General features: G+C 56.8%; 11 protein-coding genes. All 11 read left to right on the forward strand.

The features are described from left to right. Positions 1-8: 8 nt before the first annotated feature. Positions 9-1,181, forward strand: coding sequence for a glycosyltransferase family 4 protein (locus tag ACP15F_RS09205; protein WP_424940506.1), 1,173 nt, complete (start codon positions 9-11; stop codon positions 1,179-1,181). Positions 1,182-1,185: 4 nt separating this feature from the next. Then, positions 1,186-2,010, forward strand: a complete 825-nt coding sequence (locus tag ACP15F_RS09210; RefSeq protein ID WP_424940507.1) for a sulfotransferase family protein — start codon at positions 1,186-1,188, stop codon at positions 2,008-2,010. 643 nt (positions 2,011-2,653) lie between these two features. Beyond that, positions 2,654-4,789, forward strand: coding sequence for a polysaccharide biosynthesis protein (locus ACP15F_RS09215; protein ID WP_424940508.1), 2,136 nt, complete (start codon positions 2,654-2,656; stop codon positions 4,787-4,789). Between the two features lie 5 nt (positions 4,790-4,794). Then, on the forward strand, positions 4,795-6,024 hold the full coding sequence (locus tag ACP15F_RS09220; RefSeq protein ID WP_424940509.1) for a glycosyltransferase family 4 protein: 1,230 nt from the start codon (positions 4,795-4,797) through the stop codon (positions 6,022-6,024). After that, positions 6,021-6,449 (forward strand): GtrA family protein, encoded by a 429-nt coding sequence (locus ACP15F_RS09225; RefSeq protein WP_424940510.1) that lies wholly within the window; start codon positions 6,021-6,023, stop codon positions 6,447-6,449. The genes ACP15F_RS09220 and ACP15F_RS09225 overlap by 4 nt, the downstream gene beginning before the upstream one ends. Next, positions 6,446-8,095 carry a hypothetical protein gene (locus ACP15F_RS09230; RefSeq protein WP_424940511.1) on the forward strand — a complete coding sequence of 550 codons (1,650 nt, stop codon included), beginning with the start codon at positions 6,446-6,448 and terminating at the stop codon, positions 8,093-8,095. The genes ACP15F_RS09225 and ACP15F_RS09230 overlap by 4 nt, the downstream gene beginning before the upstream one ends. A gap of 115 nt (positions 8,096-8,210) precedes the next feature. Continuing rightward, entirely contained in the window at positions 8,211-9,017 is an 807-nt protein-coding gene (rfbF, locus tag ACP15F_RS09235; RefSeq protein ID WP_424940512.1) for a glucose-1-phosphate cytidylyltransferase, read from the forward strand. Between the two features lie 8 nt (positions 9,018-9,025). Beyond that, the gene (rfbG, locus tag ACP15F_RS09240; protein WP_424940513.1) at positions 9,026-10,150 is read left to right on the forward strand and encodes a CDP-glucose 4,6-dehydratase; all 1,125 of its coding nucleotides are present in this window, start codon (positions 9,026-9,028) and stop codon (positions 10,148-10,150) included. A gap of 20 nt (positions 10,151-10,170) precedes the next feature. Beyond that, positions 10,171-11,376, forward strand: coding sequence for a DegT/DnrJ/EryC1/StrS family aminotransferase (locus ACP15F_RS09245; protein WP_424940514.1), 1,206 nt, complete (start codon positions 10,171-10,173; stop codon positions 11,374-11,376). Next, positions 11,373-12,476 (forward strand): acyltransferase family protein, encoded by a 1,104-nt coding sequence (locus ACP15F_RS09250; RefSeq protein ID WP_424940515.1) that lies wholly within the window; start codon positions 11,373-11,375, stop codon positions 12,474-12,476. Before ACP15F_RS09245 ends, ACP15F_RS09250 begins: the two co-directional genes overlap by 4 nt. Further along, positions 12,473-13,717 carry a class I SAM-dependent methyltransferase gene (locus ACP15F_RS09255; protein ID WP_424940516.1) on the forward strand — a complete coding sequence of 415 codons (1,245 nt, stop codon included), beginning with the start codon at positions 12,473-12,475 and terminating at the stop codon, positions 13,715-13,717. Before ACP15F_RS09250 ends, ACP15F_RS09255 begins: the two co-directional genes overlap by 4 nt. The last annotated feature ends 4 nt before the right edge of the window (positions 13,718-13,721 follow it).

Below are 13,721 nucleotides of genomic sequence, written 5' to 3' on the forward strand. Positions count from 1 at the left end.
GGCTATTCATGAGTAAAATTCGCATATTCTATCCCTTTGTCGGGGGTGCCACGATTGGGGGCAGCCATGTCTCGGCGCTGGGTTTGATCCGAAATCTAGACCCGGACCGTTACGAACCAATCATCGCCCTGCACCGCGAGGCGGGCGCGCTTGGAGCATATATTTCAGAAATGGGATTGTCCTATGAGGTGCTCGAGACCCCGCGCATCATTGCCCCCAAACACAGCCGCAGCCCTGATGACGCGACACGCCTCGGTTTTCTTCTGCGCTCGGTCCCGCAGATGGTGCGGTATCTAAAGAAAAACCGGATCGACATCGTGCACACGAACGATGGCCGGATGCACGGATCCTGGAGCTTGCCAGCCAAACTGGCGGGCTGCAAATTTATCTGGCACCACCGGCAAGGTCCTGATGCCAAGGGTGCAAATATCATCGCGCCCCTGCTGGCAGATCGCATTCTGTCGGTGTCCGAGTTCTCGCGCCCCGAACGCCCCATCCGATCCATTGATGACCGGTTTCAGGTGGTGCGAAGCCCTTTCAATTTCGACCCGGACATTCCTGACAGGCGGGCTTGTCACAAAGCGCTGTGTACGGAACTGGGCGTGCCAGAAGACAGCGTTCTTCTGGCCTATTTCGGCGTGCTCAACGACCGAAAACGCCCGGTGCATTTCGTGGGTGCCGTAAAGGCGGTACGCGATGCGATGCCAACGCGCCCGGTACATGGGTTGATCTTTGGTCGGGTCGAGACCGAAGGCTCGGGCCTTGATCACGCGTGTATCAATCGCGCTGCAGAACTTGGCCTATCATCAAACTTGCACATGATGGGGTTTCGCGATCCCCCCGCGCCGGCCATGGCGGGCGTGGACGCCCTTTTAATCACAGCGTTGGACGAACCTTTTGGTCGAACGTTAATCGAGGCAATGCATCTTGGCACCCCGGTTATTGCCACCCAACACGGAGGCAACCCAGAGGCAATAACAGATGGCGAAACCGGTTTCCTTGTGGATCCCTGGGACGCGAAGGCCTTTGCCAGCCCTGTGCGCGACCTGATCGAAGATTCCGAACAACGCACGCGGATCGCCGAATCCGCGCAACAAGATGTACGTGGGCAATATGGGCTGGATGTCCATGTCGCCAAAACCACAGCCGTTTATGAAATGCTCGCAGGGCAGATGGATTGACCCAATGACAAACACGACTCCCCGTCCCATTGATTTTCTGATTATCGGTGCCGCCAAATGCGCGACCACTTGGGAACAACAATCCTTGTCGGCTTCGCCCGGCATCTTCATGCCCGCACCCGAGCTACACTTTTTCTCACGCGTGTATGAGAAGGGCTTCGACTGGTTCAACGCACAGTTCGACGGCGCGCAGCCAGATGACATCCTTGGCGAAAAATCTAATTCGTACCTAACCCAACCCGAGGCCGCCGCCCGCATTCATACGGCTTATCCGGACGTGAAGATGATCGTGCAAATGCGCGATCCAGTACAGCGGGCATATTCCGACTATTGTATGCTGCTACGTCGTGGCGAAGTGGATGAGGATATCCGCCGACATTTGGATCCGCAAAAAGCCGCAACCGAACGGTTTCTAAGCGATGGTCTGTATGGACAACACTTGAGAAGGTTCTATGCGCTGTTCCCGCAAGAGCAGATCCTGCTTTTGGCGTTTGAAGACGTGGCCACGCATCCAGAGCGGCAGTTGCAATGGGTCGCGGATCACATTGGCTATACCGGTCAGCTGACCCCGCCGATGCGCGAGAAGGTAAAAGATAAGCATGCCGCCGCCGTTCCCGCCCCTTTGCGTCGCTTGCTTGCACCACTCCGCCCGCTTCTAGACCCCATTCGCAACCGCCCTCCGATCAGCACGTTGCGAAGCCTCGTCGCAAAGCCTTTCACCTATCCTGCTCTTCCTGATGATCTTAAACGTGAAATCGAGACGTTCTATCAGGCTGACAAGGATGAGTTGGGGACCTTGGCCCCGTCGTTCAAACCTAGCTGGGTATAGATGTATCAGCGCAGCGGGGGATAAATATATTCATGATCTAATGATTCCCTCGCCACACCACCTTAGGTTGCTATACAGGATAGCTTTATTGCTTTTTGGATCTTTTTCAAATTCTCGAAATACCACCTAAAGGCGTCCCACCAGAATTCCGCTAGCCGTTCGCGATAGAACCTCCACCTAACCCACTGTAATTCATACTAGTTTCGAAAAAAGAAACAGTACGTGTCTACAATTTGTTAGAAATGTGGCGGCCTTTGCGGTACATTTAAAAAGCAAGGAAACAGATTACGTTTTGATTCTGATCGAAACTTCCAGGGGTGGGTCTGTTTCTAAGTAGCAAAGAATTTTGTGCCTGTGCTCTCCGCCCCAGTTCTAATGCCGTGCGTTTTTTGAAGTGCGGTTATGTGTTTGCCAGATTTTGGCGCAGTAAAAGTATTGATGCGAGAGCGCGCTAGTAGTGAGTGTACGAGACGTTGAACAATTTGTTTGGAACAAACTCAGGCTGACATAATTCAGCCATCCGTGTTGGAAAATGTCAGCCGGTTCAACTTCTCGAAACGTATGAATTTCTGTCGTGCGCCCCTGAAGCGTCACGAAATTTGAACAATGTTTTTTTATCTCGGAGCCGGGGAAGGTTCTTAAAATGCTTGATGGAATGGGGTTCGGGTCTTCTCGGGAAGGCGCCACGTCTGCTCGTACCGGAGTACAAGATACACTGAAGCACTGGCTTGCTCAGAAGAAGATTGAGCTATGTGCAAACCATAAACTGGTGATCGGAGACATTCTTGCCTCTGCTGCTGCCGTGTTTGCTGCGATCAGCCTGTCACAGGGTGGTGCGGTCACATCGGAGCTGATGGCAGCGATGGGTCCGATGATGCTATTGGCAGCCGTCGTTAACTTTGTAATTTTCACAGTGATGGGCTTTTACAAGCGGCATTCACGGTCAACATCTCTGGATGATGTGATGGTGATTTCGCGCGGGGCCTTGCTGGCCATCAGCGTTCAGATCCTGATTGCGGCTCAACTTCCTGCCTTGGCTCCGATCACCTTCTCGATCTTCATTATTCAGTTTCTGGCAACGATCCCGTTCACAGGGGCGCTGCGCATTATCGCACGTCACCGCGAACTGGTCCGCCGCACCCGGCGGGCGGATCGCATCGCAGAAAATCAGGTTCCCGTTGTTCTGGTTGGGACCGGCACAAATTGCGATCTGTTCTTGCGGTCGCTGGACCGGTTAAGCTCGACCTATGTTCCGGTCGGGATCATTGATGATGCCACCGGCTCGACCGGCCTGCATTTCCACAATGCGCGTATTCTTGGTTCGATCCGCGAGCCCAAACGGGCCATCGAAGCTTTAGAGGCTTGCGACTTGAAGGCAGAACAGCTGTTGCTGACAGAAGATGTCGCGCACTTTGATAACAAGGGCATTTTCGAGCTTCTGTCTTGGGCGACATCGAACGGCATCAAGATTTCGCGCCTGCCTGGTCTGGCGGATCCTGCTTTGGATCAGGCCGGTGACAACGAAATCAAACTGCGCGCCATTCAGCCTGAGGACATTCTGAACCGTCCGCAGAAAGCTGTGGAACGGTCTCTGCTTCGCCAGATGATCGAAGGGCGTCGCGTGTTGATCACGGGTGCCGGTGGTTCCATCGGCAGCGAGCTGTCGCGTCAGATCGCCTCGTTCAATCCATCGCTTTTGGTGCTTTTGGACAATTGCGAGTTCAACGCCTACTCGATTGATATGGACCTTGATAAAAACTATCCCGATGTAAACCGACAGGTGCATGTCGGCTGTATCCGGGATGCCCAGCGTGTTCAGTCCGTCTTCCAGCGCTACAAACCTGAACTGGTTTTCAACGCCGCGGCACTGAAGCACGTTCCGATGGTCGAGCTAAATCCCTGCGAAGGCGTACTGACCAATGTCGTTGGCACACGCAACGTCGCGGACGCCGCGCGCGATGTCGGTGCCATTGCGATGGTTCAGATCTCGACTGATAAGGCGGTGAACACAACCAACGTCATGGGCGCGACCAAACGTGTGGCTGAATTCTATGCTCAGGCACAGGATCGCATCACCTATCAAAAGCAAAGCCAGAAATCGACGGCGCAGACGCGCTTCTTCTCGGTTCGGTTTGGCAATGTTCTGGGATCGTCCGGGTCTTTGATCCCGCTGTTCCAAAAACAGATTACCGAAGGCGGACCGCTGACTGTCACCGATCGTCGGATGGAGCGTTTCTTCATGACCATCCGCGAAGCCGTGCAGTTGACGGTTGTGGCTGCGGCCAAAGGGCTGGCGCGCAACTCGGGTCTGGGCGAGATCTTCGTGCTGGACATGGGTGAACCGGTCAAGATCGTGGATCTGGCAGAGCGCATGATCCGCATGGCTGGGCTTGAACCTTACCGCGACATCGAGATCGACTTTGTCGGGATCCGTCCTGGCGAGAAGCTGTTTGAAGAGCTGTTCGATAAAGCAGAAGAGCGTCGCGACAGCGGTATCGAATCTGTCGACAGCGCTCTGCCTGACGGCGTGCCGATGGCACAGCTGCGGTCCGCGATCACGGCCCTAGAAGATGCCGCCCGTGCAGGCGATGAGGCTGCCGTGCGCCGTCAGCTGATCGATCTCGTTCCGGGCTATGGTAAACATGCGGACCCGACTCCGCGCGAGAATGTTCACTGCATCAGATCCGGCCGCCCGTCTTATCCGGCTCCGGTTGCGGGTCCCAAACGTCAGGCCGAGATCCGGGAAGGATCGGGACCGCGCCTTTGGGCAGGCGAGTAATCAAGATGTCGCGCGCATCTCATATGCATGATCAGACCGACAATCACGCTCCAAAGAAAGCGGTCGTGCTTGGCAGTCTTGGATGGTCCTTGGTGAACTTTCGCCTTGATCTGATCCGCAGGCTGGCCGCGAACGGGTACGAGGTTCTGGCCGCCGCTGCGGATATCGATGACGAAACGGCCCGGACGCTCCGCGAAAACGGTGTGCGCCCCTGCCCCATCCCGATGGATCGCACGGGGACTAACCCGGTGCGCGATCTGAAAACGCTTTCGGCTCTGGTCCGGTTCTTTCGAAAAGAAAAGCCTGAGCTTGTGATCTCATACACCATGAAGCCGAACATCTATGGCAGCCTTGCTGCACAGATCGCCGGCGTCCCGCACCGCTATGCGCTGTTTACCGGGCTGGGATACAGCTTCATGGAAGAGAACCCGACAGGACGACGCAAGCGTGTACGCGATTTGTCGATCCTGTTGCACCGGGCCGCTCTGCGCCGCATTCATGGCGCGTTTTGCTATAACTCGGCGGACCGCCGCGACATCCGTCGCTTTCACCTGATCCCAGACCGTGTGCCTCTGCATGACGTTCCCGGATCTGGGGTGGACACGCGGCGCTATACGACCACCCCCATTCCCGAGGGGCGTGTGAAATTCCTGTTCATCGGGCGGCTTTTGCGCAGCAAGGGGCTTTTGACCCTTGGCAAAGCCGCCGAAATTCTTCGTGCCCAAGGGCATGAATGTGACATCGACATTTTGGGACCGGCAGACAGCAACCCTGACGCCATTGACCCCGATCTGTTTGCCGAATGGCAGACAAGCGGACTGGTCAATTGGTTAGGCGAGACACGTGACGTACGTCCGTATCTGGCCAAGTGCAGTGTTTTTGTCTTACCGACCGAGCTGCGTGAGGGCGTCCCGCGATCGATCCTTGAGGCCATGTCCAGTGGACGCGCTGTGATCACCACAGACGCCCCCGGTTGTGGCGAAGCCACCCAAGACGGCGTGTCTGGCCTGGTCTTTCCTCAAGGGGACGCGGACGCCCTTGCGCAGACGATGAAGAAATTCATCGAAGATCCTTCCCTTGCAGTAACTATGGGCAAAGCCGCACGCGACCACGCGTGCCGGACGTTTGACGTGCATCTGGTCAATTCAATCTTGATGCAACACATGGGGGTCGAGCCCCTTGATCCGGAATCGGATCTGCCCAAGGGCCTTTCCTTTGCGGAGATGGCGTCATGATCCGCGCGGCCACCCCTTTGCCGTCAGGCGATACGCCCGAGCAAGGCAACCGTTTCCTGCGGTTCCTAGTAACCGGAGTGGTCAATACTGGCTTTGGCTATTCGGTCTACGCGGCGTTTGTCTTCGCCGGCGCGCACCCCCAAGTAGCCTTGGCTTTGCAGTTCGCCATCGGCGTGGTGTTCAACCACATGACCCATGGGCGCTTTGTCTTTGGAACACGCGGCTACAGCCGTTTCCCACATTACGTCGCCGCTTACGTGGCCGTCTATCTGTTCAACGCAGTTCTATTGAAGCTGCTTCTGGGTCTTGGCGCTGGCGCCTATCTGGCACAAGCCATTGCGCTCGCCCCTACTGTATTGCTGTCGTTCAAACTGGTCTCGGCCGCCTTGCGCGGTGGCTCGGATGACGGAAAGGGCGCAGCATGAGTGTTACCGAACTTTTCAAGACCAGCGCCTCTTCTTCTGACACCGAAAGGTCGTTGGACGATCCGGTTGCGCGCCGCATGGGACATATTGCGATTGCCGTCGGCTTCGCCATCTTGCTGGCCGCCGTCTATGGCCGCCTCATGGGATATGGTCTGCGCCGGGACGAGATGATGTTCGTCCCTCCGGCCCGCCTGCTAAGCGAGATGTCGCTCTATAGCGACGTATTCTATAACCACGTTCCCTATTCTGCAGGGTATTTCCGCGGGTTCGATCTGATTTTCGGAGCCGGAGGGCTGCTTTTCTCGGCCCGTATGGGGATCTTCGCAGCTTGGCTGATGCTGGCGGGTGTGACCAGCTGGATCACACTGCGTCTGTCGGGCTCAACGCGCCTGTCGCTGTTCTCGGCCGTCGCGATCCTGACTTGTCATCCACTGATGAACGAACCCGGCATGGCAGCTTCAAACAATCTGCTACAGCTGCCCTTTGCCCTTGCTGGGCTTGGCTTTTTCCTGATCGAGTTGAAAGAACAACGCCTAAGACCTGCGCGACTGTTTGCTTCGGGGCTTTGCCTGTCCATGGCGGCTGGCATGAAAGTCAGCGCCGTCGCATTCATCCCGCCAGTGGCGATTGCCGCTTTCCTGTTGCCTGTGTCACTTCCATTCGCAGATCGCGCTCGCCGCGTCGCGCTGCCGATCCTTGTTGGTGGTCTGGTGGGGGCATTGCCGCTCTTCATCCAGCTTTTGTCGGACCCCCAGCTATTTCTGGCCCATATCGTCAAGTTCCACACCGGTCCCCATGTCGCCTACTGGGAAGTCAACCGCCTGACCGAACCGGATCTAGCTCTAGGCCTAGGCGCGAAAGCTCAGCTTGCCTATGGGGTTTGGCTGGCTGGCGTTCCCTTGATCATTAGCTTTGTTATCCTGTGCTTTAGCTGGATGGCCTTTACTAATCCGACGGGTCATCACGAGCATGAAGAACATGCATTCGGCCCGGTTCTGGTTGTGCTTGGAACTCTTGTGACGACCGGGATGATGAGCTTTCTGCCGACGCCCGGTTTCTCGCAATACTATATCGCGCCGCTTGTGGTTCTGCCGGTATTGGCCTCGCTGATGATGGCGCATGTACCATGGCGCCAGCAAGAGCACACGCGACCGGTTCTTGCCGCAGCATCGCTTCTGTGCGTGCTGACGGCCCTGCCCTGGTTGGCCCCAGAACTGCGGACCACGCTTGGCGTTGGCACCACCACGCCCCAGCGTATGTATGCCGGGGGCCATGCCCTTGAAGCCGCGATGAACGAGCGTGGGATCGTTAACGGAAAGGTCGCAACCTTCTTGCCGATCTACCCTCTCGAGGCAGGGCTCGACGTCTATCCAGAGCTGGCGACAGGGCAGTTTGCCTATCGCATCGCACCAATGACCGATCCTGAGCTGGCCAAGCATTACGTAATGGCCGGACCGGATCAGATCTCATCCGTATTTGACCGGGAACCGCCTGCCGCTTTCCTGCTTGGCTATGAGCCGACGCTGGAAGAACCGCTTTTGAATTACGCAATTGCGCACGGCTATCGCGAGGTTTCCATCGACGGCCTGAACAACCGCTATGGCGAGGGCCGCGTATTTCTTCAACCCGGGGAGCATTCCGAATGAGCCCCATCCTGCAACCATTTCAACCAAGCACTTTTCAAACCCGCGTCCCTAGGGTGGCACTGATTGGGGCGCTTCTCACACGAGTTCAAACATCTTTCGAAGGGGGTAACACACCATGCAAACAATCTTGCTAGCCGGCGGCCTTGGGTCGCGTCTGGCTGAAGAAACCGTTGCCATTCCAAAGCCGATGGTCGAGGTCGGCGGTCGTCCGATCATCACCCGCGTGATGGATATCTACAGCCATTTCGGGCATAAGGACTTCATCGTAGCAGCGGGCTATAAGTCGCTGTCACTGAAGCAATATTTTGCCAACTACCACCTGATTGCCAACAACATCACGGTAGCCGTGGACAGCGGCAAGATGGACCTGACCCCGGCCCAACCCGGCGGGTGGAATGTGTCCGTCGTGGATACTGGCCCCAAGACCATGACCAGCGGGCGTATTCGCCGCTTGAAGGAATGGCTCAAGCCCGGTCCCTTCATGGTCACCTATTCGGACGGGGTGGGGAACATCGACATCAACGCGCTGATCGAGTTCCACAAATCCCACGGGAAACTGGCGACCGTGACCGCGGTGCAGCCGCCTGCCCGTTTCGGCAACATCGAACTGGCAGGGGACCGCGTCGAGGCCTTCACCGAGAAAGTGCGTCGCCGCAACACATGGATCAACGGCGGTTACTTCGTATTCGAACCCGAGGTCATGGACTATTTCGTCGATGACATGGAACCGCTGGAGCAATCGCCCCTGACCCAGATGGCGCAGGATTGCGAGTTGATGGCCTATAAGCATGACGGGTTCTGGCATCCGATGGATACGATCCGTGATCGCAACACTCTGAACGAGCTGTGTGAAGAGGAAACGCCCCCCTGGATGCGGTTCAACGAAGAATTGCCGTCTGACATTACGGCCCTTGCGATTTGAGGTCCAAGATGTCCGGCGCTGTCCCTTCTGATTTTGGCGGCGCTTTCAAAGGCCGCCACGTTCTTGTCACCGGGCACACCGGTTTCAAGGGCGGATGGATCTGCCATTGGCTGATGCAACTTGGTGCGCGCGTAACGGGCATTGCCCTTGCGCCGGAACCGGGTCCGAACCTGTTTGAGACGACAGGTCTGGAAGGCGACATGGACAGTCGCCTGATCGACATTCGGGATCGGGACACCTTGCTGGAACAGGCTGGTGACATCGATGCCGATCTGGTGATCCACATGGCTGCGCAACCCTTCGTGCGTCGATCTTATGCTGAACCCGCCGCAACCTTTGCCACCAACGTGTCAGGCACAGCCCATGTGCTTGATCTGGCGCGTGACATGCCGTCTTTGAAGGCTGTGGTCGTTGTGACCAGCGACAAATGCTATGAAAACAACGAATGGGGTTGGGGCTATCGCGAAAATGACCCTATGGGCGGCTCGGATCCTTACAGCGCCTCGAAGGGTGCGACCGAACTGGTCGCGCAGGCCTATCAGCGCTCGTTCTTCAACGCTGAGGACGGACCGCAACTGGCAACAGTTCGCGCAGGCAACGTGTTTGGTGGCGGCGACTGGGGCGACGATCGCCTGGTCCCCGACATCGTGCGCGCCACCGTCGCGGGTCAGCCCGTACAGATCCGCAACCCGTCCAGCATCCGCCCGTGGCAACATGTGCTGGAACCGCTTTCGGGCTATCTGGCTTTGGCCGCGCGCCTTTTGTCTGATGGGGCGGGTTTTGCCGGTCCGTGGAACTTCGGGCCCGATGTCTCGGGCACGGTGAATGTGCGCGAATTGGCGGCACTGATGCAGGACAGCTGGGGCGCAGAAGGACCAAAGTTCGAATTCGGGGAAGCCGATCCCAACATGCACGAAGCCGGGATCCTGCGACTGGACAGCACCAAGGCTCAGACCCAATTGGGCTGGCGCCCGCAGCTGGAACTTTCCGGGGCCGTGCGCATGACAGTTGACTGGTATCGCGCCCATCAAGCGCATGAGAACATGAAAGATTTCACCTTGGCACAGATCGCGCAATACGGCGCGCTGATGTCTGGGACAACACAGAACACAACATCGCTGGCCGCCCAATAGCGCCGGAGAAGGAGATTACAATGCGAGTGAATTACGGCCAAACCGTTCATGGACAGGAAGAGATCGACGCCGTTGTCGAGGTACTGAAGACGTCGACCCAGATGGGACCGCGTGTACGCAAGATGCAGGAACGCGTCGCTGCTTTGTTTGCCAAGAACCACGGGATCATGGTGAATTCGGGATCTTCGGCCAATTATCTGGCGGTCGAAATCCTGGACCTGCCAAAAGGCAGCGAAGTGATCACCCCTGCCCTGACTTTCGCCACGACGGTTGCTCCGTTGGTACGTCAGGGTTTGATCCCTGCTTTCGTAGACGTGGCCCCCGGCACCTATAACATCGACGTGGATGCGATCGAGCGGATGATCACGCCCAACACCTCGGCGGTGATGATCCCGTCGCTGATCGGTAACCTGCCGGACTGGGTACGCATTCGCGAACTGGCCGATGCCCACGGGTTGAAAGTCATTGAAGACAGCGCCGACACGCTGGGTGCAACAATTGGGTCGAACAGCACCGGCAAGTATTCGGATGTCTCGACCACCAGCTTCTATGGCTCGCATGTGATCAACGGCGCGGGCAATGGCGGCATGCTGTGCGTGAATGACGAGGAACTGGGCCGCCGCGCGCTGCTTCTGCGGTCATGGGGCCGCAGCTCGTCCTTGTTTGTCGAATCTGAGACCATCGAGAACCGCTTTAACGTGCAGGTCGACGGGATCGATTATGACGCCAAGTTCCTGTTCGAAGATCTGGGATATAACCTGGAACCGTCCGAGATCAGTGCGGCCTTCGGACTGGTCCAACTGGACAAGCTGAACCACAACATCAGCGAGCGCGAAAAGAACTTCGACGCGCATATGGCCTTCTTCAAAACCTACGAGGATTGGTTCATTCTGCCCAACCAGCTACCCAACAGCCGCACAGGCTGGCTGTCTTTCCCGGTGACCCTGCGCGAAGGTGCGCCCTTCACACGGCGCGACATGCAAATCTATCTAGAGAAGGCTGACATCCAGACCCGTCCGGTCTTTACCGGCAACATCCTGCGTCAGCCCGCCATGAAGAACGTCACCTGTAAAACCGACCCGGCGGGCTATCCGGTGTCGGATGAGGTGATGAAGGGCGGGGTTCTTCTGGCGGTCCATCATGGTCTGACACAAGCGCATATGGACTACATGCATGAGATCTTCACCGATTTCGCCCGTCAGTATCAGGGAGTCGCCGCGCAATGAGCAAACTCCGCGCCCCTCACCAATTGCCGAGCTGGCTGCCTTATGAAGGCGGCCAGAACACCGGCATTCACGGGCTGAGGGGCGTGGCCGCCGCAATGGTGTTGTTTGCCCATATCGTGGGCGGCACGGGTGAACATATCTATGCGGATAACGCGGCGTATATCGCCGTGTCCGAGCCGCTTTGGAACTTCGGCACCTTCTTTGTCTATCTGTTCTTTGCAATCTCAGGATTTGTGATCCTGCCCAGCGCCTTCCGCTATGAACCCCGGGATTTCGCATGGCGCCGGATCTTGCGGATCTATCCTCTATTTTTGGTCTTCTCACTGATTTTCATCGCTGGGAATGCGGTCACGAACCTGCAACCCAGCCTGAATGATCTACCTACGATCCTCTATGCGCTAAGTTTCACGAACCTTCTGGCGGGGACCGAACAGCTGACGCCCAACGCGTGGAGCCTGACCTATGAGATGATGTTCTATTGCCTTGCTGGCCTAGGGGCGTATGCGATCACACAAAAGCTGCGGGGGCTTCAGTTGATCATGGCACTTGCCTCGGTCGCGTTCTTGGTGCTGTTTCCGAAATCCATCTATTTCGTAGCGGGTATCCTGGTTTTCATCCTGCATGGCAGAAAGTTCATTCAGAAAATCCCTGCACGCCCTCTGATGGAAATCACCGCTGCGCTGGCTTTGGCCTATGCGTCATCTCGCGCACATTTCGATTTCCGCGCGGGTGAACTTGGCGAGCCGATCACTCTGATCTGCATGGCATTGACCTTCCTGTACTTTCTGTTCGCCGTCGAAAAAGACAGCGTGACTGCACGGCTTCTGTCGGCCCGTTGGGCGCAGTATCTGGGGACAATCAGCTACAGCCTGTATCTGGTGCATCCCTATATCTACATGCCCATGCGGGTCGCTTTTCAAAAGCTTGGACTATTCTCGGACAATGCATGGGCCAGCGTGTTCGTGTTCGGCGTGATCACTTTCATTCTATCCATCGCAGCTGCCCATATTTCCTTCATCTTGTTTGAAAAATACCCTCAGAAGCTGGCCAAAAGTTGGGCCGCTCGACCTAAAATTATCCAAAAGGGAACGCTCTCATGAATGTGCAATCCAAACCCGCTTCGACCCTGTCTCAGTGCCGTACGTGTGGGTCCAAGAACCTGTTTCTTTTCCTGCCGATGGGGGCGCATCCGCCAGCAAATATGTTTGCCAAGACGGCAGATCCTGAACAGCGCCAACCGGCGTTCGAGCTGAACACCCAAGCCTGTCTGGATTGCGGACTTATTCAGGTAGCCGATCAGGTTCCCGACGCGTTCTTCGAGGACTATCTGTATGTCCCGTCCGGCGCAGCCACTATGCACGAACACTTCGCCGGACTGGCGTCCGTGGCCTGCGAGAATGCGGATGGCGGACTGATCGTGGACGTTGGGTGTAACGACGGCCTGATGCTGGGCCATGCGGTGAAAGCGGGCGCGACAGTACTGGGCATCGACCCGGCCGCCAACTTGGCCCCGCTGGCGAAAGAGCGTGGCGTTGATGTGCTGACCGGGTATTTCAATCCCGAAACTGCCGCTGCCGTTCTAAAAGACAAGGGACCTGCAAAGGTCATCACCACCACAAACACGTTCAATCACATTGATGATCTGCACGGGTTCATGGATGCCGTTCGGGTTCTGTTGGACGATGACGGCGTCTTCGTGATCGAGGTGCCGTGGGGCAAAAAGATCGTCGAGACCAACCAGTTCGACAACGTCTATCACGAGCACATGTCCGAGCTGAGCCTCTTGTCGATTGTCCGGCTTGGCCAATCACGTGGCATGGATGTGGTCGATGTTACCAAACTGCCGGTGCATGGCGGATCCATGCGGGTCTTCATGAAGCGCGCCAGCCTTGGACAAGAGCCCGCACCCATCGTGGCGGAAATGCTGGCAGAGGAGAACGCTGCCGGGCTAACCGAACGCGCGACCTATGAAGCCTTTGCCGAACGCGTGGACGAGTTGGGACGCCAGTTGAAGGTCATGCTGGCCGACATCAAGGCCGAGGGTAAAACCGTTGCCGCCTATGGCGCACCTGCAAAGGGCAACACATTGTTGAACTATTTTGGCATCGGCGCAGATACGCTTGATTTCGTGGTCGACAAGAACCCGCTGAAACAGGGGCTTTATACTCCCGGCACGCGGCTTCCGATCCTGTCGCCTGATGCGGTAACCGAACGCAAGCCTGACTATCTGCTCGTCTTGGCATGGAACTTCTTTGACGAGATCCGCGAACAGATGTCCGATTTCGAAGCAAGCGGCGGCAAGTTCATTGTACCCCTGCCGATGCCGCGCCTTGTGCCATAGGTAG

Source organism: Aliiroseovarius sp. S253, from assembly GCF_049800855.1.
Lineage (GTDB): Bacteria > Pseudomonadota > Alphaproteobacteria > Rhodobacterales > Rhodobacteraceae > Aliiroseovarius.